The sequence below is a fragment of the Streptomyces sp. NPDC003248 genome, assembly GCF_055563235.1.
In genome coordinates, this window is record NZ_JBVHDT010000001.1 from 659,609 (window position 1) to 680,964 (window position 21,356).

At 74.9% G+C, this 21,356-nt stretch carries 16 protein-coding genes and 1 tRNA gene; 11 read left to right on the forward strand and 6 right to left on the reverse strand.

All coding sequences use genetic code 11. The annotated features are described in order from the left end of the window. Positions 1-47: 47 nt before the first annotated feature. Positions 48-124, forward strand: a tRNA-Ile gene (locus ACZ3KJ_RS02795). Positions 125-225: 101 nt separating this feature from the next. Here the strand turns inward: ACZ3KJ_RS02795 and ACZ3KJ_RS02800 are convergent. The 3 genes from ACZ3KJ_RS02800 to ACZ3KJ_RS02810 form a co-directional block, all read right to left on the reverse strand. Next, positions 226-1,335, reverse strand: a complete 1,110-nt coding sequence (locus ACZ3KJ_RS02800; RefSeq protein WP_467524042.1) for an NAD(P)/FAD-dependent oxidoreductase — start codon at positions 1,333-1,335, stop codon at positions 226-228. Between the two features lie 25 nt (positions 1,336-1,360). Then, positions 1,361-2,977: a LodA/GoxA family CTQ-dependent oxidase gene (locus ACZ3KJ_RS02805; protein WP_467524043.1), complete on the reverse strand. Its 1,617-nt coding sequence runs from the start codon at positions 2,975-2,977 to the stop codon at positions 1,361-1,363. 66 nt (positions 2,978-3,043) lie between these two features. Beyond that, complete coding sequence (locus tag ACZ3KJ_RS02810; RefSeq protein WP_467524044.1) at positions 3,044-3,763, reverse strand: hypothetical protein; 720 nt, start codon at positions 3,761-3,763, stop codon at positions 3,044-3,046. Positions 3,764-3,988: 225 nt separating this feature from the next. On the opposite strand from ACZ3KJ_RS02810, the gene ACZ3KJ_RS02815 reads away from it, so the two are divergent. Beyond that, positions 3,989-4,927: an amidohydrolase family protein gene (locus ACZ3KJ_RS02815; RefSeq protein ID WP_467524046.1), complete on the forward strand. Its 939-nt coding sequence runs from the start codon at positions 3,989-3,991 to the stop codon at positions 4,925-4,927. Positions 4,928-4,964: 37 nt separating this feature from the next. Here the strand turns inward: ACZ3KJ_RS02815 and ACZ3KJ_RS02820 are convergent, their stop codons facing one another. Then, the gene (locus ACZ3KJ_RS02820) at positions 4,965-5,516 is read right to left on the reverse strand and encodes an RNA polymerase sigma factor (RefSeq protein ID WP_467524047.1); all 552 of its coding nucleotides are present in this window, start codon (positions 5,514-5,516) and stop codon (positions 4,965-4,967) included. Positions 5,517-5,917: 401 nt separating this feature from the next. Next, positions 5,918-7,477: a protein kinase domain-containing protein gene (locus ACZ3KJ_RS02825; RefSeq protein WP_467524049.1), complete on the reverse strand. Its 1,560-nt coding sequence runs from the start codon at positions 7,475-7,477 to the stop codon at positions 5,918-5,920. Positions 7,478-7,704: 227 nt separating this feature from the next. Between ACZ3KJ_RS02825 and ACZ3KJ_RS02830 the strand changes: the two genes are divergently transcribed. Further along, a complete protein-coding gene (locus ACZ3KJ_RS02830; RefSeq protein WP_467524050.1) occupies positions 7,705-9,006 on the forward strand; it encodes a S8 family serine peptidase in 1,302 nt (433 codons plus the stop codon). A 176-nt stretch (positions 9,007-9,182) separates the two neighbouring features. On the opposite strand, the gene eccCa is transcribed toward ACZ3KJ_RS02830, so the two are convergent. Further along, on the reverse strand, positions 9,183-13,178 hold the full coding sequence (eccCa, locus tag ACZ3KJ_RS02835; RefSeq protein ID WP_467524051.1) for a type VII secretion protein EccCa: 3,996 nt from the start codon (positions 13,176-13,178) through the stop codon (positions 9,183-9,185). A 594-nt stretch (positions 13,179-13,772) separates the two neighbouring features. Here eccCa and eccD point away from each other — a divergent pair. The 8 genes from eccD (at position 13,773) to ACZ3KJ_RS02875 (ending at position 21,356) form a co-directional block, all read left to right on the forward strand. Beyond that, complete coding sequence (gene eccD / locus ACZ3KJ_RS02840; RefSeq protein ID WP_467524052.1) at positions 13,773-15,179, forward strand: type VII secretion integral membrane protein EccD; 1,407 nt, start codon at positions 13,773-13,775, stop codon at positions 15,177-15,179. Between the two features lie 5 nt (positions 15,180-15,184). Next, positions 15,185-16,687, forward strand: coding sequence for a type VII secretion protein EccB (gene eccB, locus ACZ3KJ_RS02845; RefSeq protein WP_467524053.1), 1,503 nt, complete (start codon positions 15,185-15,187; stop codon positions 16,685-16,687). A gap of 171 nt (positions 16,688-16,858) precedes the next feature. Then, on the forward strand, positions 16,859-17,188 hold the full coding sequence (locus ACZ3KJ_RS02850) for a WXG100 family type VII secretion target (protein WP_467524055.1): 330 nt from the start codon (positions 16,859-16,861) through the stop codon (positions 17,186-17,188). Between the two features lie 50 nt (positions 17,189-17,238). After that, positions 17,239-17,541 (forward strand): WXG100 family type VII secretion target, encoded by a 303-nt coding sequence (locus ACZ3KJ_RS02855; protein WP_467524056.1) that lies wholly within the window; start codon positions 17,239-17,241, stop codon positions 17,539-17,541. A 133-nt stretch (positions 17,542-17,674) separates the two neighbouring features. Further along, positions 17,675-18,085, forward strand: coding sequence for a hypothetical protein (locus tag ACZ3KJ_RS02860; protein WP_467524058.1), 411 nt, complete (start codon positions 17,675-17,677; stop codon positions 18,083-18,085). A gap of 63 nt (positions 18,086-18,148) precedes the next feature. After that, positions 18,149-20,707 (forward strand): hypothetical protein, encoded by a 2,559-nt coding sequence (locus ACZ3KJ_RS02865; protein ID WP_467524060.1) that lies wholly within the window; start codon positions 18,149-18,151, stop codon positions 20,705-20,707. After that, a complete protein-coding gene (locus tag ACZ3KJ_RS02870; protein WP_389512863.1) occupies positions 20,607-20,960 on the forward strand; it encodes a YbaB/EbfC family nucleoid-associated protein in 354 nt (117 codons plus the stop codon). Before ACZ3KJ_RS02865 ends, ACZ3KJ_RS02870 begins: the two co-directional genes overlap by 101 nt. Positions 20,961-21,008: 48 nt before the next feature. Then, entirely contained in the window at positions 21,009-21,356 is a 348-nt protein-coding gene (locus ACZ3KJ_RS02875; RefSeq protein WP_389512054.1) for a hypothetical protein, read from the forward strand.

Genomic DNA, 21,356 nt, shown 5'->3' on the forward strand with positions numbered 1-21,356 from the left:
TATGCTGCGGCAGACGGCGCGCACACATGTACGCGACACGCCGCTATGGGGCGGTAGCTCAGCCGGTTAGAGCAGCGGACTCATAATCCGCCGGCCGTGGGTTCGAGTCCCACCCGCCCCACCATCCTCTTAGGACCTGCGGAAACGTTCCGTGAGGGTTCTGGAGCCCCACCGTGCTCGACCGTCACCGGCACGACCTCGGCCCCGACGGGCCCGACGGTGGCTTCAGTGCCGGCGGCGCCAGAACGGCGTGTCCCAGCGTTGTTCGCGCCGGTACTGCGCGACCCGCGCGTTCAGGTACTCGGCGTGCACGGCTGCGATGCGCCGGGCGTAGGCGTCCAGAGCGCCGGTCTCACCGGCCCGGTCGGCCAGGATCGCCCGGGCCGCGGCCGAGCCGGTGGCCAGCGCGGTGACGATCCCCCGGGCGGCCAGGGGATCGGTCGCGGTGGCGGCGTCCCCGACGGCCGCCCAATCCGGTCCGGCCGCCGGGCGTGCGCAGGCGGAGCCGGCGGCCAGCGCCCGCAGCCGCCGGGGTGGCTCCTTCCAGCGGGCGGCGCGGTCCCGGACATGACCGGTGAGCCGCACCCGGGCCCACCACACGTCGGGGTCGAGCAGCCGGAGGCCGGCGACGAGGTCGGCATCGGTCATGGCCATCACGATCCGCTCACCGCCGGGCAGGGGAGCGGTGTACCACCAGCCCCAGGGGGTGGACTCCACCAGCGAGGCCCGCTCCGGCTCCGCCGACCCCGTCGACGGCGGCCCCAACAGCCCGGCGACCGCGACCAGATGGTCGCAGCGGACCAGCGCCGCACCGGCCCGGCGGGCCGGCCGCGCCGCCCGGCCGGTGGCGTCGACGAGATACCCGGCCCGGAACACGCCGCCGTCCCCCGTGGTCACCTGCCAACCGTCCGGCCGCCGTTGGACGCTCCGGACGCGCCCGGCGTACCGGCGGGCGCCACCGGCCCGCGCCGCCTCCAGGAGGGCGGCGTCGAACCGGGCCCGGTCCAGGTGCCAGCCGTCGCCGTACGGCCCGGACCGAAAGCCCGTGGCGCTGAGCGCGTCCTCGCCCCAGGCGGACAGGTTGCCGTGGCAGGGCGCGTGCCCGTCGGCGGCGACACGGCCGAGCACTCCCAGCCGTTCCAGCAGCGGGCGGGCGGTGGGAGCGAGACTCTCCCCGACCCGCCGGCCGGGCGGGACCACCGGGGTGACGATGACGACCCTCGCCCCGGCCCGCACGAGGACCAGCGCGGCCGCGCACCCGGCGGGGCCGCCACCGGCGACCAGCACGTCGTAGCGCCGTGTCCCCGTGCCGCCCTCCGGCCCGTTGCCGCTCACCGCGCCGCTCCGGCCCGTGCCCGCCCTACTCGGGCTCGGGGGCGGTCCGCTCCGTCTCGACCAGGATCTCGCGGCCGTCCGGACCGGGACGGGCGACGACGAACCCGAGCGTGCTCCACTGCGCGACCATGCCGTCGGCGTCGCCGACGCCGCGGTCCCACTCCCGGAACGCCTCGGCCGCGACCTGGAGGAGAGCGTCGTGCTCCGGCTCGGGAAGGACTTCGTCGGGGCGGGAAGCCGGCCACCAGTGGGTGTGGCACGCGTGGAAATCGGCCTGCCAGGGCAGGGCCATGTACTTGGTGACGTCACCGGCGCCCAGGTCCTCGCGCAGCCGGAACGGCGCGGCCCAGGTGGCCGGGTTGTCGGCGATGTACGTCATCTCGATGCCGGGGAAGAAGCCCCCGCCGCTGCATGCCTCCAACGCGGCCCGTACCAGGGCGTGCGGCTGGTCCGCGGGCGCGATGGCCTCCAGCGGGACCGCGGGCGGGGGCGCGCCCGTCCAGTCCGCCAGGAAGTCACCGGCGGCCCAGCGCCGCATCCGTTCGTACGGGCCGGGCAGGAGTGTCAGCCAGGTGTGCGGCCGTTCGGGGTCCCGGTCGCCGCCGTCGCCGGCGAGGACGGGCATGAATCCGGCGTCGGCCTGGCCGATGTCCAGGAGTCCGGGCTTCGGCGTGCGCAAGCGGTCGAAGACGGCCCGGCGGTGCTTGGCGTCGGCGTCGGCGTTCGAGGACAGCTTGGCGAGCCGGTCGGGCGCGAGGAAGTTCCGTCCGGCGCCGTGCCGCATGCGCGCGACGGCGTTGACCCACGCGTATCCGACCGGCCGGGCGAGCAACGGGTGGATGTCCCGGGTGAAGGAGACCTCCGGCGGTACGGGCAGCCTGCCCACCGCGCGGGCGGCCTCCAGGGCGACGTCGTACAGCGTGATCAGGCTCGTCGTGGGGGGTGCGTAGTCGGGAGGGGCCGTCAGGACCCAGGCGGGGGTCACCGGCACCGGGCGGCCCCGCGGGCCCAGGAGCACGGTCGCGCCGACCGGACCGTCACCGATGTCGTCGTACCAGAAGTCGTTGTTCGCGAAGTGCCCGATCGGGTTGGCGGCCTTGACCGAGGCGGACGTTCCGAAGCCGCCGAGGACGAGCAGCCGGCCTGCCTCGTCGGTGCGCAGTTCGCCCAGCGGCACCGGGGTGTCCAGGAAGGTTCCGGTGTCGAAGCGCGCCCCCGTGCCGTCCTGGGACGGCCCGGTCACGCTGCGGGGGCCGGGCCGGACGACCAGCCGCGCGCGAGCGGCGGGATCGGCGGGATCGACCTGCCGGTTGCGGCGGTCGGCGGGGGCGGCGGACTCGTGGAAGCGCCCGGCGAACCTGAACCACTCGCCCTTGGCGTTGGCGAGCTCGACGGTCCAGGTGATGTGGGCGTCGGCCGAGGTGAGTTCGCCCAGGACGGTGCCCGCCCGGTCGTAGGCGTACAGGCGGAACCGGGCGGCCTGGCGTTTGATCCGCCCGGCGGTGTCCCTGAAGCCGCCCTCGGGCCGCGGCGGTACGCCGGGGGCCTCCGGGCCGAGGAAGAAACCGTCGGGGCTGTCACCCAGCCTGGCGATGCCGACCGTGGGGTGGATCTCGCAGTGGGCGATGTCGTCGGGGTTCATGTCCGCTCCCGGTGAGAGGGCCGGGCGCACGTCCGCTCCCGGTGAGAAGGCCGGGTGTACGACAGTTCAGTGGGCGTGCATCTCGTGGGCCAGGTCCCCTTCCTCCTCGTAGAACTCCCGCTCCACCGCCAGCCGCAGATCGATGCCGGCCGGTCCGCCGTCCAGGAACCGCACGGTCACCTGGTCGCTCTCGTGCAGTCTGTCCTCCGGGCGGTCCGCCCGTCCGGCGATCTCCAGCCGCGGGCCCTTGCGCAGCACGTCGTCGGTGAGCACATCGCCGGCGCCGCCCGGGACGGGCCGCACCGCGACGTGGTGGTCGAAGTCCGGGGCCCTGGTGATCCAGTGCCCGAGGAAGAGCTCGTTCCCCTTCCCGTAGGCCAGGTAGTTCAGCGTCCCGGGCCGGGGGTCGTCGTGATCGAAGCGCCGGAAACGGACGACGCGTCGCACGTCGACGGTGACCGGGTCGAGGATGGGGATGCCGCCCCGCTCGAAATGGCCCCGGAACAACGTTCCGGTGAACGAGGTGAGCGCGGGCTCCTGTCCCTCCGGGGCGACGAGATCGGAGAGGCGGAACGGCTCGGGGGCCAGGGTGTAGACAGCCGTCCCCGTGGTCCGCCGGTCGTCGGCGTAGAGCTGCCGCGCGTCACCTGCCGCGCTCCGCAGGGTGACTTCGACAACGTTCTGAACGTCATGGGGACCCATGAACATGCCCATGTGGCACAGATAGACCGTCTCCTCGCCCATCACCACCATTCCGTGGGTGGCCTTCGGTTCGACGTTCGGCATCGGGACCATCTCCGTTGCGAGTGCTCATCCGTCGTTCCTGCGAGGGGACTTGTCCTCCGTCCCTTCAGGTTTTCACGTGGCGTGGAAGTCCGCCATTCAGGTCATGTCGTGCCCGTCGGAGCGATGCGCGGGGTGCGCGCCCCTGTCACCCGCTCGTGTTGCCGGTGTCCTCCGTGCGTGCGTCACTGGCCGTAGGACGCCGCATCCGAGGAGGGTCGGACGGACATGCCGGACCCCGCGCGCATCGACGTGCACCAGCACGTCATCCCACCGGACCGCGGCCGGGCGATGGCCGAGCGGGCCGCGGCCCTGGGATGGCCCGCCCCCGCGTGGGACGTCCGGGGCGCGATCGCGGTCATGGACCGCAGGTCGATCGCCACCGGCCTGCTGTCGTATCCCGCCCCCCTCGCCGCCCCCGACGACCCCGCCGGAGCGCGCGCCGGCGCCCGCAGCGTGAACGACTACACCGCCGAGGTCGTCAAGGACCGGCCCGATCGCTTCGGTCACTTCGCCGTCCTCCCCCTCCCCGACGTGGACGCCGCGCTCGCCGAGGCCGCCCGTGCGCTGGACGAACTGGCCGCCGACGGACTGACGGTCCTGTCCAGCGTGCACGGCCGTTACCTCGGCGACCCGGTGTTCGAGCCGCTCTGGGCCGAGCTGGACGCCCGTGCCGCGGTCGTCCTCGTCCACCCCACGGCGCCGCCGGTCGCGCCGGTCCCCGGCCTGCCCGGACCGCTGGTGGACTTCCCGTACGACACGACCCGCACGGCCCTCCACCTGGCGCTGAACGGCGTGCCGCGGCGGTACCCCCGGATCAGGATGATCCTCCCCCACGCCGGCGGCTTCCTCCCGTACGCCGCCCACCGCTTCGCGGTCGCCGCCCGGTTCCGCCCCGGCTCCACCCCCGACGGCCTGCTGAGCGACCTCCGGCGCTTCTACTTCGACACCGCCCTCTCCGCCGGCCCGGCCGCCCTGCCCTCACTGCTCGCCTTCGCCGCACCCGAACACGTCCTGTACGGCAGCGACTTCCCCATGCTCCCCGAGGAGTGGGGCACCGGCTTCGACAGCGGCCTGGACGCGTACCCGCACTGGGAACCCGGCCTGCTCCACGCCGTCAACCGCGGCAACGCCGAACTCCTCGTGCCTCGGCTGGTCCGGGCCTGACGCGGTGGGCGGGGCGGAGGGCGGCGCGCCGGGACCGTCAGAAGCCGGGCCTCAGCCACTGCCGTACGCACTGGCGCGCGCTGTGCAGGCGGGACTTGACCGTGCCGAGGGGCAGGCCGGTGCGGTCGGCGATCTCGGCGTACTCCATCTGGCAGATGTCCCGGTAGACCAGGGGCGCGACCAGTGCGGGATGGTCCCGTTCCAGGCGTTCGAGCGCCTCCAGCAGGTCGATGCGGGAGCCCGCGATCACGCTGGTGGTGCGCGGGTCCGCCCGGTGGGTCTCCTCCGCCGGCAGCGGCTGCTCGGCGGACCGCCGCTTCAGCTCGCGGTACTTCTGGCGGGCGCAGTTGGCGACCACGGTGTGCAGCCAGGTGCTGAACCGGCTGCGCCGCTCGAACGTGGTGATCTTGCGGGCCACCTGGAGCAGCACGTCCTGCGCGGCCTCCTCGGCGTCCTCGCGGCAGGGCAGGAACCGCCCGCAGCGCCGGAGCACCTCCGGCCGGATCGCCTGGAGCAGGGCGTCCAGGGCCTGCCGGTCGCCTGCCGCCGCACGCGCGGCGAGGGTCTCGGTGTCGGCGGCGAGCAGCACGGATGACTCCCTGGTGAGTGGTGGTGCCGGTACGGATCTCATGGTGTCGCGTGTCAGCGGCCGCCCGGGGCCGCCCCGTGGGTTCCGGCGGCCGGGACGGCGGACCGCGCCCCCCGTCGGACGGCCCGTCGGGGGTACGAACGGGAAGAGCCCGCTTCCTTTCGGTGCCCCTCCCGGCCCACCGTCCCCCGTCGGGCGCGGGGGGTGCCTAGAGTCGCCGACAAGGCTTCGGGGCCGGTTCGGCCGTCCGTCGCCGTCGTGGCCGGCGCCGTGTCCGGCGCCGGTCCCGCCGTCGTCCGTACGGGGAGGACCGACGCGATGAGCATCACCGACGAGTACCTGGGGCATGCGGGAGCGGAGGGGCCCGTGCGGGGCGGCGGGACGGGTCTGCCGGGCCGGCATCAGTGCCCCGTGTGGGCGGACCAGATGGCCTGGTCCTGGTAGATGATGTTGACGTTGCCGTCGGCGCCCAGACAGAGGATCGCCCCGTCGTGGCCCTGGGTCCCGGTGTGCCAGAGCGGCGTGCCGTTCCCGTCGGACACGACGAGGTTGCCGTCGCCCTGGAAGTAGGCCCTGTTGCCGCTGCCCGAGGTGCCGGACGACCACCGGGCACGGCCGTCCTCGTCGTAGATCACCAGGTCTCCGTCGTTCTGCATCACCATCCGGGTCCGGTTGGTGCTCCAGGCGGCGCCGGACCCGAGCGCCTGGTCGGGCTGGACGCACAGGGTCGTCCACTCCGGTGTGGCGGACGGGGTGGCGGAGGCCGACGCCGACGGGGCGGCCGCTGCCGCCGCCACGGTCCGCGTGTCGCCCGCGGTCCGGACGCTCTCCGTCCCGTCGGCGGCCGGTGCCGTCGAACGGGCGGCCCGCGAGGTGCTCGGTGCGGCGGACGTGGGGCCGGCGGAGCCCGGGGAGGCCGCCGGGACGGACGGGGTGACCGAGGTGTACCCCGCCGGTTCCCGCTCGCCCGTCCGCGGCAGGGCGCCCGAGGAGTGCCCCGCGCCGTCGACGGCGAACCAGCCGCCCACCAGGCCGGCCGCCGTCACGGCCGCCCCGGCGCCGAGCAGGAGCCGTCTTCGGCGGCCCGGCCACCGGCGCCCGCGTTCCGCGGTCCCGGCGCCCCCGCGGCCGGCCGGACCGCCCTCGGCCGGGGAGGCCGCCGACTGCCCGGCGAGGGCGTCGAGTTCCTCCGCGAAGGCGGTCGCGCTCGGCCAGCGGCGCTCCCGGTCCGGCTCCAGGGCGCGCAGGACCGCCCGCTCGGCGCTAACCGGCAGACCGGTGCGGAGCCGGCCCGGCGGGACGACCTTCCCGGGGGCGGCGGGGACGGCACCGGTGAGGACGTGGTAGGCGAGGGCGCCCAGCCCGTAGACGTCGGCCCGCTCGTCGATGCCGCCGCCCGGCTCGGCCTGTTCGGGCGCCATGTAGCCGGCCGAGCCCGCGGTCATGGTGAGCCCCGACGCGTGGGCGAGGCTCTTGGCGAGCCCGAGGTCGGCGACGAGCAACCGGCTGCGCCGCGCGCCGAGTTCGGAGCGGATCAGCATGTTCGACGGCTTGACGTCACGGTGCAGGATCCCGGCCTCGTGCAGCACGGCCACCGCGCGGGCGGCCTCCGCCGCCAGCCGCAGCCCCTCGTCCACCGGCAGCGGGCCGTCCGCCAGCATGTCCTCCAGGGTGCCGCCGTCCGCGTACTCCATGACGAAGTACGGCCGCTCGTCGGGTAGTTCACCGATGTCGTGGACCTGCACCACCCGCGGGGACGCGGCCTGCCGCAGCAGCCGGGCCTCCGCAAGGAAACGTTCCCGCAGATCCAGCCGCCGGGCCCAGTTGTCGGCCATGACCTTGAGGGCGACCGGGGCGTCCAGCGAGTCGTCGTGGGCCCTCCAGACGGTTCCGAAGGCGCCGGAGCCCAACGGCTTCTCCAGCCGGTAGCGGCCGATGTGGTGCGGTACCTGCAACTGCATGGGGACACCCTGCGGGGACGAGATGACGGGGAAGTGGCCAGTGGGCTGCTTTCAGGAATACCGGCGTCCGCATGTGACGCGGTGACCTCTGACTTCCCCTCACCCGGCCGAACTTATGCCCCGCCGGCCGCATCGAACGGACGCGAGCGGCACGGGCCGTTCGCGCGGTGGCGGACGCGAGCGGCACGGGGCCGTTCGCGCGGTGAGGACACGGAGGGCGCGAGGACGTGCGCAAGTGGAGTCAGGGCATCGGAGTCGCCTTCGGGTGCACGGCGGTACTGGTCGCGGGCGGCACGACGGGGGCCCGGGCCGCCGTCCCGCTGGGTCCGCCGGCCTCGGACGCGCTGCCGGCGATGCCGGAGCAGGTGGACGCGGACGCCGGGTGCACCCCCGCGTCGAAGAAGACGGTGACGCCCACCCCGTGGGCGCAGCAGCTGCTCGGACTGCGCCGGGCGCAGGAACTGAGCCTGGGCGACGGCGTCACCGTCGGCGTCGTGGACACCGGCGTGGACACCGGGACCGCCGTGCTGAAGGGCCGCGCCTCGGGGGACGGGAAGCGGGACTGCGTGGGCCACGGCACCTTCACCGCGGCCCTCGTCGCCGGTGCCCGGCGGGACGGGACCGGGTTCACGGGTGTCGCCCCGCACGCCCGGGTGTTCGGGGTGCGCGCGACGACGGCCGAGGGTGCCACGGACGCGGACGCGATCGCCGCGGGCATCGAGGCCGCGGTCCGGGGCGGCTGTGACGTGGTGCTGGTCTCGGTGGCCTACGGCGCGTCGAGCAAGCGGCTGAAGGCGGCCGTGGAGACGGCCGCCGAGCGGGACGTGGTGGTCGTCGCCCCGGCCGCCGGCGGACAGCGGAGCGGCGCGCCCGCCTATCCGGCGGCCCTGCCCGGCGTCGTCGGCGTGGCGTCCGTCGGGGTGGACGGCGGCCCCTATCCGTCCGGCCGCGAGGCCCTGCCGTCGCCGCCGGACCTGGTGGCGCCCGGCGACCGGGTGCTGAGCGTCGGCCCCGGCGGCGGGCACTTCACCGGCGGCGGGGACGCGGTGGCGGCGGCGTTCGTGGCCGGGGCGGCGGCGCTGGTGCGCGCCCACGAGCCGGAGCTGTCCGCCGAGGCCGTCGTCGCCCGGCTGCGGGCCACGGCGGTGCGTTCCGCGGGGCCGGTGCCCGATCCGCTGGCCGGGTACGGGCTGGTCGACCCGGCGGAGGCGGTCTCCGGTGTCGCACCGGGGGCGTCGTCCCGGTCCGCCGCACGGGCCGGTGGAGGAGACGGGAAGGGGGCGGGGGGCGGCGAGGCGACGGGGGACGGCGAGGGCACGGGGGACGGCGACGGGACGGGGGACGGCCAGGGGAAGGAGGCCGGGGACGGCGGTTCGTACCGTGTGCCGGAGCGGCCCGAGACCGTGTCGCCGCTGGCCGCCTGGGGGGTGGTCGGGGGATCGGCGTCGGTCGCCGTGCTCGCCGCCGTCCTGGGGGTGGTGGTGCCGCGCGGTCGCGCCCGCGGCTGGCAGCCAGGGAACCGTGACTGAACAGGGGGAGAGCGGGTCCGGGTGCGGGGACCGTGACGGAACGGGCGCGGAGGGGCTCCGGGGCGGGGACCGTGACGGAACAAGGGGGTGAGCGGGGCCGGGGACCGGGACGAGGGGGCCGGGGCACTCTGTGCCCCGGCCCCCTCCTGTTTCCGTCCCGTCGCGCCGGCCGGCCCCTACTCCTCCAGCAGCACCGTCTGCACCTGGGTGGTGCGCCTCCGGGAGATCCACAGGCCGCGGCCCGGCGGGAACTCGCGGGGCTTCACATCGCCGAACAGGATGCCCTCCGAGGGCGGGCAGGACAGCAGCACGCTCGGCGTGTTGGCCTCGATCAGACGGCGCAGCAGCGGGTCGCCCATGGCGCGTCCGGCGCCGCCCGCCGACCGGGCGACGATCAGGTGCAGGCCCGTCTCGGCGCCCTGGGCGAGGTGTTCGAGGATCGGGTCGAACGGGGTGCTGCCGTAGCCGTTGCCGCTGACCAGGTCGTAGTCGTCGATGAGGAGGAAGACCTGAGGCCCGTGCCACCAGTCGCGGGTCCGCATCCGCTCGGGGGTGATCTCGGGGCCCGGCACGCGGGGCCGCATGGCGGCCGCCGCCGCGGCGATCATCTCGCGGACCGCGTCGAGGGACACCGCGTAGCTGAGGCGGTAGTCCTCCGGGACCGCGTCGTAGAGCTCGCGGCGCAGGTCGACCATGGCGAACAGGGCCTCGTCGGCGGTGTGGTGACGGACGATCGACCGGGCGACGTGCCGCAGCAGGTTGGTCTTGCCGCTCTCGGTGTCACCGACCACGATCAGATGCGGGTGGGTGTCGAAGTCGTGCCAGAACGGGGCGAGTTCGTTCTCCTCGACGCCGAGCGGGACGCGGATGCCCTCGGCGGGCGGCAGGTCGCGCGGCGTGACCGTCGCGGGCAGCATCCGCACGGGCGGCGCGGCCGGGCCGTCCCACGCCGCACGGACCGCGCCGACCAGCGCCTGGGTGCCCTCGGTGAGGTCGGCCGGGGTGCCGCTGCCGTCGACGCGGGGCAGCGCGGTGAGGAAGTGGTGCTGGTCCTCGGTCAGGCCGCGGCCCGCGATCCGGGGGACCTCCTGGGCCTTGCGCATCCCGACGACCGAGTCGACCGCGTCGCCGAGGCGCAGCTCGAACTTGCTGGCGATCTGGTCGCGCAGTGCGGGCTGGATGTCGGCCCAGCGGGGCGAGGCGACCATGAGGTGGATGCCGTAGTTCAGGCCGCGCGCGGCGAGCTGGATCACGGTCTGGCTCAGGTCGTAGAAGTCTTGGCGCAGGATGGACCAGCCGTCGATGACCAGGAAGACGTCGCCGTAGGGGTCGTCGGGGAACTCGCCGGCGGCGCGCCGGCGGCGGTAGCCGGCCATGGAGTCGACGCCGTGGGCGGCGAACGCCGTCTCCCTGCGCGCCAGCAGGGAGGTGAACTCGCCGACGGTGCGGTTGATGCGTTCCACGTCGACGCGGCCGGTGACGGAGCCCACGTGCGGCAGTCCGGTGAGCGCGGTGAGGCTGCCGCCGCCGAAGTCCAGGCAGTAGAACTGCACCTCGCGCGGGGTGTGGGTGACGGCGAGCGCGGTGATCAGGGTGCGCAGCAGGGTGCTCTTGCCGCTCTGCGGTCCGCCCGCGACGCCCACGTGACCGCCGGCGCCGCCGACATCGGCGACCAGCGGGTCGCGGCGCTGTTCGAAGGGGCGGTCGACGACACCGACCGGCACGCGCAGGCCGCCGCCGTCCGGCCGTACGGCGGTGTAGTTGTCGTGCGGGGTGCCGGCCAGGTGCGGCTCCGCGGCGAGGAGTTCGTCGAGGCTGGGCGGGGTGGACAGCGGGGGCAGCCAGATGCGGTGGGCGGGCCGGGCGCCCGGCAGGCCGTGCAGCCGGCCGACGGTGACCTGGAGCAGGCTCTCGGTCTCCTCGTCGGACCGGTCCGGGCCCGGCGCCGGTGCCCGGGGTGCCGGGGCGGGGTGGGCGGGCAGCACGTATCCGGCGTCGTAGCGCACCACGGCCCCGGTGCCGGTGGCCGTCTGCGCCGACTGGCGCTTGGCCCGGTAGGGGCCGGAGACGTAGGCGGCCTTGAAGCGGGTGAGGGTGGCCTGGTCGCTCTTGAGGTAGCCGTTGCCCGGCGCGGACGGCAGCTGGTGGGCGTCGGGCACTCCGAGGACGCCGCGGCTCTCCATCGCGGAGAACGTGCGCAGGCCGATGCGGTACGACAGGTGCGACTCCAGCTGGTGCACCCGGCCCTCGTCGAGCCGCTGCGAGGCCAGCAGCAGGTGGACGCCGAGACTGCGCCCGAGCCGGCCGATCATGACGAACAGGTCGATGAAGTCGCGGTGCGCGGCGAGCAGTTCGCTGAACTCGTCGACGACCACGAGGAGGGAGGGCAGGGGATCGAGGAGGGCCCCGGCCAGGCGGGCCCGCTCGTACTCCAGCAGGGAGCTGTGGTTCCCGGCGGCGCGCAGCAGCTCCTGCCGGCGGATCAGTTCGCCGTGTACGGCGTCGCGCATACGGGTGACCAGGGCGGCCTCGTCGGCGAGGTTGGTGATCACGGCGGAGGTGTGCGGGAGGCGTTCGAGGCCGAGGAAGGTGGCGCCGCCCTTGAAGTCCACCAGCACCAGGTTGAGCACTTCGGAGGTATGGGTCAGCGCGAGGGCGGAGACGAGGGTGCGCAGCAGCTCGCTCTTGCCGGAGCCGGTGGCGCCGATGAGCATGCCGTGCGGCCCCATGCCGTTCTGCGCGGACTCCTTGATGTCGAGTTCCACGGGCGAGCCGTCGGCGGCGATGCCGATGGGCACCCGCAGGTGGTCGCTCTCGCCGGGGCCGCGGTGCTGCCACAGCCGGGAGACGTCGTAGGTGTGCAGGTCGGGGACGCCGAGCAGGGCGGTGAGGTCGAAGTCGGTGGTGAGCGGCTCGGTGATCTCGGAGGCCACGCTCATCCGGTACGGGGCGAGCAGCCGGGCCAGGGAACGGGTGCGGACCGGGCTGAGGGCGTCGGGGCGGCCGAGCGGCGAGGTGGTCTCGCGGCCGTTGCGGTCCTGGCCGACCATCCGCAGCAGGTCGGCGGCGACGTCGAGGCCGAGGATGTGCGGCCCGCTCTCCCAGGGCAGGCAGCCGCTGACGTCGAGGACCACACAGTTGCGGTAACCGCCTCCGGCGAAACGGGAGTTGGCGGAGACCTCGGCCCCGTCGAGCAGGACCACGGTGAACGGCTCCTCCAGGGCGGGCGCGGCCTGGGGGTCGAAGCGGGACCGGGCGGTGAAGTCCTCACCGAGGAGTTCCTCCAGCTCCGCCGTCGTGCGCGTGATCAGCCGCCGCTGCCCGGCCCCGTCCGCCGTGGTGGCGTGCTGGGCGTGCGGCAGCCACTTGGCCCACTCCCAGTGGGCGAGTTCCGCGTCGCCCGCGCAGACCGCGATGCGCAGCTCCTCGGGGGCGTGGAAGACGGCGAGCTGCCCGAGGACGGCGCGGACCATGGCGCGGGCCGCGTCGGTGTCGCCGCGCAGCTGCACCCGTTCGTAGCCCCGCAGGTGGACGGCGATGGGCTGGTCGGCGACGGAGGTGTAGGCGCGGACGAAGCGGCGCAGGGCGTGCGCGGCGAGCGGTTCGAGGTCCTCGACGGGCTTGGTCTGCAAGGGGGCCAGCCGCAGGCCGAGCCGCTGTTCGCCGACCGCGAGCCGCACCTCCCCGAAGTCGCCGTGCCCGGCCCGCCGCTCCCACAGGCGGGTGGTGCGCACCACCGACCACAGGGCGGCCGGGTCGGGGTTGCGCCAGGCGTGCACGTCGCGCTGGCGTACGACGACCTCCCGGACCCGGCGCCGGTTCTGCGACAGGTACCGCAGGTAGTCCCGGCGGTCGCCGCTGACGCGCTGCTTGCGTTCGCTCGCGGTCCGCACGAGCTGCCCGACGAGCATCGCCACGGTGGACACCAGCAGGATGCCGCCCATCAGGTACGTGTACGTGGTGCTGCCGCCGGTGCCGGTGCCGGTGCCGCCCGGGCGCACGAAGAGCAGCACCATGCCGAGGGACATCACGGCCATCGGCAGGTAGGTGAACACGGCGGACAGCCCGCTCTGCCGCTCGGGGAGGACGGGCGGTTCCTGGAGCTCCAGCTGACCGGCCGGTGCCTCGGGACCCGGCCGGCGTGGCGGGCGGCGGAACAGTAGGAGACTCACGCGGGTCCTCTCGGTTCGGCGTTCTCCGGTGCGGCGCCCCCGGCGGCCGGGCGTCGCCGGCGCAAGCGGGGCGGCCGGGCGGTGCGGTGCGCACGGCACGTACGGGAGTGATCGCAGTCTCCGGCGCCGGCGGGTGCCGGGGGGCCGTGCGCGGGCGGGTCGCCGCACTTTCAGACCCGGACAAGGGACCGATGAGGCACGGAACCCCGCAGGCGCGGGGGCGAGCGGGGAGCCGTTGCTAGCTTCTGGTTCCGGCGGACCGGTGACGGCCGGGCCCCGACCGGCCGACGGGCCTCGTCCGTCGGGGGCGGTCCCTCGACGGGCGTCGGTCAGTCGGAGGCCTGCGGGCCGGGAGCCTGCCGGTCGGAGGCCTGCGAGCCGGGAGCCTGTCAGCCGGGAGCCGGGAGCCGGGAGCCGGGAGCCGGGAGCCGGGAGCCGGGAGCCGGGCGGCCGGGAGCCGGGCGGCCGGAGGCCCGTCCGTCAGACGCCGTCCGTCAGACGCCGTCCGCCAGAAGTCGTCCGTCAGAAGTCGTCGGTCACAAGCCCAGCCGCCGGAGTCCACCCGCCGGCCCGACCGGGAACGGAAAGCGTCGCGTGAGCACAGCCAACGCCAGCGTCATCGTCGCCGAACTCACTCGGCTCGTGGTGCATGCCCCCGAACGCGTCATCGACATAGCCGTTCCCTCCGACGTCCCGCTCGCCGACCTCATGCCGGCGCTCGTGAGCCACGCGGCGCCCGACGGCACCAGCCTCGACGAGAGCGGTCTGGAGCACGGCGGCTGGGTGCTCCAGCGGCTCGGCTCGCCCGCGCTCGACGAGGACGCCACTCCGGCCGAACTCGGCCTGCGCGACGGGGAGACCGTCCATCTCAGGCCCCGGCGCGAGCAGCTCCCGCCCGTCCACTTCGACGACCTCATCGACGGTGTCTCCACCGGCATGGGCGACCGGGCCGACCAGTGGCGGCCCGAGTTCACCCGCCGGCTGCTCCTCGGCCTGGCCGCGGCCGCGCTCGCCGCCGCCTTCACCGTCCTCGCCGGCCTGCACGCGCCCGGCCTCCAGTCGGCGGTCGCCATGGGGCTGGGCGTCCTGCTGCTGCTCGGCGCGTTCGCCGCCTCCCGCGCCATGGGGGACGCGGTCGTCGGGACGGTGCTCGGCGCGCTCGCCGTACCGTTCTTCGGACTGGCGGGCTGGCTGGTGCCGCACGGTCCCCAGGGCCCCGCACTGCTCGGCGCGCGGCTGCTCGCCGCGGCCACCGCGGCGGCCGGCGGCGCGGTGCTCGCCGTCTCCGCGGCCGCCGCGGGGGCCGCCCTGTTCGCCGCCGTGGTGCTGGTCTGCCTGCTCGTCGCCGCCGCCGGCGTCATCGGTCTGTCCGCGGGCCTCGGACCGTCGCAGAGCGCGGGGACGATCGCGGCGCTCACCGCGCTGCTCGGCACCTTCATCCCCGTCGTCTCCTTCCGGCTGTCCGGGCTCAGGCTGCCGCCGCTGCCGACCAACGCCGCCCAGCTCCAGGAGGGCATCGACCCCCTCCCCGCCCGCGCCGTCCTGACCCGCGCCGCCGTCGCCGACCGCTACATGACCGCCCTGTACGTGGCCGCCGGCGTCGTGTGCGCCGCCTGCCTCACCGCGCTCTCGACGGGCACCGGCTGGGAGGCGTACACCCTCGGCGGCGTGCTCAGCCTGCTGCTGGTGCTGCACGGCCGCGGCATGACGAGCGCCCGGCAGCACCTCGCGGTCGTCCTGCCCGGCTGCTACGGCGCACTGCTGCTGCCGGTCGCCGGCGTCTGGCACGACGGGGCCGCCGCCCGGGGCGTCGCGCTCGCCGTCGCCACCGTGGCCTGCGCCGCCCTGGTCGTCGCCGCGTGGCACGTGCCGGGCCGCAGGTTCATCCCGTACTGGGGCAGGGCCGCCGATCTGCTCCACTCGCTGGCGGCCGTCGCCCTGCTCCCCGCGGTCCTGATCGACCTCGGAGTGCTGCCCGCGCTCCGCGAGATGTGGAGCTAGCCGCCATGCAGTCCAGAAGGGACCAGGTCCAGGCGTACTCGTTCACCGTCGGCCGGCTCACCTCCAGCATGCTCGCCGCCGATCCCGACGCCCTGGACACCCCGATGAGCCGCACCCGCCGGGGCGCCGTCGTCGGCTTCTTCATCGGCGTGCTGCTCTGCGTCGGCTTCACCGTGGTCGGGCTGCTCTTCCCCCGCGACTCCGACGCCTGGCGCCAACCCGGCGTACTGATCGTGGAGAAGGAGACCGGAGCGCGCTACCTGTACGGCGACGGCGTCCTGCGTCCCGTCGTCAACTACGCCTCCGCCAAGCTCGTCACCGGCGACGACGGCACGGTCCGGCAGGTCTCCCGCGCCACCCTCGCCGACGTGCCCCGCGGCACCCCCATCGGCATCCCCGGCGCCCCCGACTCCCTGCCGGCCGCGGACCAGCTCACCGACTCCGCCTGGCAGGTGTGCGCCACCTCGCGCGCCGCCGGCGACGGCACCCGCGAGCCGACCACCACGCTCGGCGTGGGCACCGCGCCGTCCGGCGGCCAGGACCTCGGCGCGGACGAGGCCCTGCTGGTCACCGCCCGCGACGGCGAACGGAGCACCGACTACCTCCTGTGGCGCGGCACCCGGCTGCGCCTGGACACGGCGCACGGCGCGCTCCAGTCCCTCGGCTACGGCACCACCGAACCCCTCGCGGTCGACGCGGCCTTCCTCGCCGCGGTCCCGGCGGGACCCGACCTGTCCCCGCCCGAGGTCGCCGGACGCGGCGCGAAGGGCCCCCTGCTCGGCGGCCGGCAGAGCCGTGTCGGCCAGTACTTCGTCGTCCGCACCCCCGGCGCCGCCGAGCAGTACTACCTGCTCGACCGCGCCGGCCTGGTACCGCTGACCCTCACCGAACTGCAACTGCTGCGCGGCGATCCGCGGACCCGCGAGAAGGCCTACGCCGGCCGGGAGGCGGCCGCCGTCGTCCTCCAGCCGGACGAGGCCGCCCAGCACCTGGCGGGGGACGCCGGGACGGCGACGGACGCGGACGCGGACGCGTCGCCCGCCCGGCCGCCGAGGGCGCTCGCGCCGCGGACCGGAACCGTGCCGTGCCTGAAGGTCACCCCCGACGGGGCCGCGCCCCGGCAGACGTTCGTCCGGGTGCCGGCCGCGTACGCGACCGGGGTGCCGGTGGTGGCGCGCCAAGGGGTCGCCGCCGGCTGCCCCGCTCCCGACCGGATCGGGGTGCGCCCCGGCAGCGGAGTGCTGGCGATGCCGACGGCCGCCGGGACCGGCACGAGCGGCGCCCGGTACCTGGTCACCGGCGACGGCATCAAGTACCCGCTCTCCGCGGCGACGGTGGCCGGACAGCTGTCCTACGCGGACACGGACGTGGTGCGGCTGCCGCCCGCGCTGCTCCGGCTGCTGCCGACCGGGCCGGTCCTCGACCCGGACCGCGCCGCGCAACCCGCCCTGACGGGACCGGCCCCCGCCGCACCGGACCCGGAGTGCGGAGGCGACGAGACCCCCTGACCCACCGACCGCACGGCCCCTCCGTGGCCGTACGACCACCCGCGACCGCACGGCCCTACGACCGTACGACCACCGCGACCCCACGGCCCCCTACGACCGCACGACCGCATGACAGCGGGCAGCCCGAGAGCGGCTCCCGTCCGGCCACGACAACGGAAAGGCACCAGCGCGATGTCCACACCGACAGGCCAGCCGAACACGAAGGTCACCGACCACGCCCACTCGGTCGCCGCCAACGCGATCGACGGGGCCGTCACCGCCTGCAAGAACATCCGTACGGGCGTCGACCAGGCCCGCACCACCCTCTCCACCGGCTGGACCGGGAACGCGGGCAGCACGTACGGCGGCGCGATCGACGCCTGGCTGGCCAAGCTGGACCAGCTCACCGCGATGATGGAGAGCATGTCGCAGGCGCTCTCCGGCACCAAGACCGCGACGGCCACCACGGAGGACGACGCCCTGCTGGCCTCGGCCTCCTTCCTCAGCCGCGTCAACCCCTAGCACCGCGGGCCGGCACACCCAGCACCCCTCCCAGGACCAAGGAGAGCACCATGCCCGACTTCATGATCAACTACGGCGCCTCGGGGACCGCGAGCGAGTACTTGCAGCAGATGACCACGGCGGTCCGCAACCAGGTCGAAACGGTGCACACGACCGTGCAGACGGTGATCAGCGAGCTCGAGGGCGCCATGGCCCAGCAGTACAAGATCGAGCACGACAAGTGGACGGCGAAGGTCGACGAGATGGGCAACGTGCTCACCTCCGGCAACACCGTCCTGGTGGACAACACCCAGAGCTACTACACGACCGACGTCAACGAGCAGAGCCGCTGGGAAGGGCTCGCGGGCGCCTAGCCGCCCCCTCCCTCCTCCCTCCCCCCCGCGTGCCCGGGAGGGGCCGGGCCGGTGGCCCGCGCCCTCCCGGCACCGGCTCTCCGGCCCACCCCCTGACGCGGCACGGCCCCTTCGACGCATTACGGAGCAGAGGATGCCCAAGTCTCCCGAACACTCGGGTGGTACCACCGAGTACTCCGCGGACGTCCTGCGCATGTACCGCACCTCGGACGGCTACCTGCCGGGGATGCGCGACGAGACCCGCGAGGCCAACGACGAGCTGGCGTACTACAAGACGGACAAGCTGCTGGCGGGCTCGCCCGACTTCCCCCCGGCCGCGCAGCTGATGGCGCAGATGACCAAGGTCTGCCAGGCGCTGGAGAACGAGTTCGGGTTCAACTTCACGATCACCGACTCGATGATCGTCGCCCTGGCGGACACGGGCGACGCGATGGAGCAGGTCGAGGAGGACGGAACGATCTCCGGCAAGGAGTTCGGCCGGCTCGTGGGCGAGGCGATCACCGAGCGCGGCGGCACCGGCACCAACACCCCCGACACGACCTGACCACTCGGCACGACGACTCCTGACCCACCGACCTGACGACCCGACCGACGCTGGAGAGCTACGGTGCCCGATCCGACACAGTGGCATGAGCTGGTGAACATCTTCGCCGGGTCCGGCCAGGCGCAGGGCTCCACCCCGGGCCGGATCCCCAGCAAGGAGGAGGTCCTGGCCCCGCGGTGGACCCGTGCCTACTGGAACCAGCGCGGCGGCGCCCCCTTCCGGGCCGCGTTCACCTGGAGCTACGTCATGGGCACCGAGACCAGGACCGTCTCGGGCCCCTGGAGCGGCTACGGGTCGGTCACCAACCCGGTCACCGGCACCGCCGGGCTCGGCATGTTCGACGGCGACCAGAGCCTGGAGAGCGGGGGCAGCGCCTGGTGGGGCTACAACATGGGCAGCTACCTGACCCTCGCCGCGCTCGACGGGAGCGGCACCGACACCACCAGCCCGTACAGCTTCGACCGGGCGCGCGAGCAACTGACCGCCGCCATCGCCTACTTCCAGAAGTGGGAGCCGAACCTCAACACCTGGCAGGGCGCGCTGCACCAGGACGGCTGGCAGGGACTGGCGGCGTCCAGCTTCGGTGACATCGTCGGCCGGATCGCCACCGCCTACGAGACGATCCTGGAGACGGCGTCCGGCAGCGGCGTCGACGGCGGGTACATCGCCGCCGTCAACGCCGCGCAGGAAGCCCTGTGGAACGCGCGCAACGCGATGCGGTCCGCGTTCGAGACGTGGCAGGCGCAGCCGTCCGCGTCGCCGCAGGGCGCCATGGCGGAGTACGCGCGGGGACTGGTCGTCGTGTTCAACACCGCGGGGGCCGAGCCGGCCGTCCTCACCCACGACGGCACGGTGCTCGGTCCCGTCGACCAGGCCGGCACCTGGGACATCGTCGAGCAGGCGGTCAAGGACGCCTGGCGGCACACGGCGGAGACGTACCTCGACTACCCGGTGGTGGGCATCGTCTCGGCGCTGACCAGCGGCTACCAGCAGTCCACGACCCAGCTCCGCGAGCTGAACAACGTCATCAGGACCGCTCTGACGGGCGCGCCGGACAGCGAGTCGGACGACGACGGCCAGCAGGGCCTGGAGGACGCGCTGGAGGACCTCCTCAACGGGCAGAACGGCGGGAACGGCGGCTCCGGCCAGGGCGGTGCCGAGGGCACGGGGACGCCGGACGTCGACCCGCCCGGCAGCACCGGAACGGGCGGCGCCGGGAGCGCCGGCGCCCTCGGCGCGGACGGCGGGACGGGCACGGCGGACATCGATCCGTCCGGCAGTACCGGCACGGGCGGCGCCGGGACGGGCGGCATCGGCGAGGCCGGCGCGACCGGCGCCGGGACGGGCCTCGACACCTCCGGCCTGACCGGGACGGAAGGCACGGCCGGCGCGGCCGGTGCGACCGGCGGCGCGGGTGCCGGGACGGGCGGCGCGGGTGCCGGGACGGGGGTGAGCGCCCCCGCGGGCACCACCTCCGACATCGGCATGCCCGGGGAGACCGGCGGGGGAGCCGGCGGAACGGGGAGCAGCGGCGCCGTCGGCGCGGGCGGCACCGGCCTCGACGGCGCGACCGGCCTCGGCACCCCCGACGGCGGCACCGGCCTGACCGGCGCGACGGCCGCGGGCACCGGAAGCGGCCTCGGTACCGGTACGGGTACCGACGCCGGTACCGGGACGGGAACGGCAACGGGAACCGGGACGCTCGTCCCGTCGGCCGGCGCGACCCCCGGTCTCACGGCAGGCACCGGCACCGGCAGCGGCACGGGCAGCGGAAGCGGCCGGGGCGACGACGCGTCGGCACCCGCGACCGGCACCGGCGACCTGCTCGACCCGGCCCTGACCGACTTCGAGGAAGCGGCCGGTCTGCCCACCGACCAGCTGGTCACCCCCGCGGCGGGCGGCACCGGTGACTTCCCGAGCCTCACGCTGCCCGCCGGCGGCGGCAGCAGCGGCGAGCCGGGCGTCGCCCTGCCCGGTTCCGGTGACAGCCGGTCCGCGCTGCCGGTGGCCGCCGACCCCGTCGACGCGTCGTCGCCCGGCTACACCACCCCGTCCCTGAGCGACCAGGGCTTCCCGTCGACGTCGAGCACCGGCTACGACGACGGGGGCGGCGGCTACGGCTACGGCGGCGCCGGCGGCGGCTTCGACTTCACACAGCCGGCCCTGTCCTCCGACGGCGCCGACGACGCCTTCCTGGACGCCTACACCGGTGGCGACGGCACCGGCGACGGCACCGGCACCGGCGGCACGGGCACCGGCTCGGGCACGACGGCCACGTCGTCGCAGTCCCCGTTCTTCCCTCCGATGGGCATGGGGGGCATGGGCTCCGGGGGCGCCGGCGGGGAGCAGAACAAGGAGCGCGAGCGCACCACCTGGCTCGCCGAGGACGCCGCCGTATGGGGCACGGACCCGGAGCTGGCTCCGACCGTGCTCGGCAGGACACCGCAGCAGAACGCACCCGTGGGAGGCACGCGTGAGCAGCAACCCGTTCCAGGCACTCCTGGACGAGGTCCAGTCGCAACTGGACGAGGCCCTCGAACGGGCCGGCCAGGCACAGGAAGCGCTCACGGCGCTCAGCGGGACGGCAACGTCCAAGGATCACCTGGTCAGCGCAACGGCTGACGCCCGGGGCACGGTGACGGAGCTGAAGTTCCACACCGGCCGCTACCGGACCATGGCGCCGAGCGAACTGTCCGCCGTGCTGCTCGACACCATCGGCAGGGCGCAGCGGGAGGCGGCCGCGCACCTGGAGGAGGTCCTCGGGCCGATCGTGCCCGAGGACCTGGAGGTCGACGACGTGATGAGCGGGCGCGCCGACCTGGCCGACCTGCTGGACGCCTTCGGCCGCGGCGCCCTCCCGGGCCAGCAGAGCTGACGGGCGCGCAGGTACGGAAACCGACGGAAGAACGGAGAGGAGCGGGCCTTGCCCAGCAGGAACCACATCGTCGCCGACCCGGAGGGCATCAGGGACGGCGGCCGGCACTTCAACGGCGACCTGGCGTCGACGGTCGGCCTGCTCCGGTCCGGCCTGGTCACCGCCGTGGCCGCGAACGAGCAGCCCGACGCGTACGACGACGAGACGGGCCGGGCGTTCCGCGCGGTCTACGAGCCCGCCAAGGACGACATGCTGACCCTGCTCCAGTCGCTGGAGACGGCGTTCCGGCAGGCGTACGACGCCATCGACGCCACCGCCACGAACCTGATCGCCGTCGAGGAGACCAACACGGCGAACGCGCACGCCCTGACCCGCGCCGTCCACGGGATCCGCTGA

Excerpts from the sequence above, each read along its gene's own strand:
- ACZ3KJ_RS02805 (WP_467524043.1), bottom strand. The coding sequence starts at position 2,977 with ATGAACCCCGACGACATCGCCCACTGCGAGATCCACCCCACGGTCGGC.
- ACZ3KJ_RS02810 (WP_467524044.1), bottom strand. The coding sequence starts at position 3,763 with ATGCCGAACGTCGAACCGAAGGCCACCCACGGAATGGTGGTGATGGGC.
- ACZ3KJ_RS02815 (WP_467524046.1), top strand. The coding sequence starts at position 3,989 with ATGCCGGACCCCGCGCGCATCGACGTGCACCAGCACGTCATCCCACCG.
- ACZ3KJ_RS02825 (WP_467524049.1), bottom strand. The coding sequence starts at position 7,477 with ATGCAGTTGCAGGTACCGCACCACATCGGCCGCTACCGGCTGGAGAAG.
- eccB (WP_467524053.1), top strand. The coding sequence starts at position 15,185 with ATGCAGTCCAGAAGGGACCAGGTCCAGGCGTACTCGTTCACCGTCGGC.
- ACZ3KJ_RS02850 (WP_467524055.1), top strand. The coding sequence starts at position 16,859 with ATGTCCACACCGACAGGCCAGCCGAACACGAAGGTCACCGACCACGCC.
- ACZ3KJ_RS02855 (WP_467524056.1), top strand. The coding sequence starts at position 17,239 with ATGCCCGACTTCATGATCAACTACGGCGCCTCGGGGACCGCGAGCGAG.
- ACZ3KJ_RS02860 (WP_467524058.1), top strand. The coding sequence starts at position 17,675 with ATGCCCAAGTCTCCCGAACACTCGGGTGGTACCACCGAGTACTCCGCG.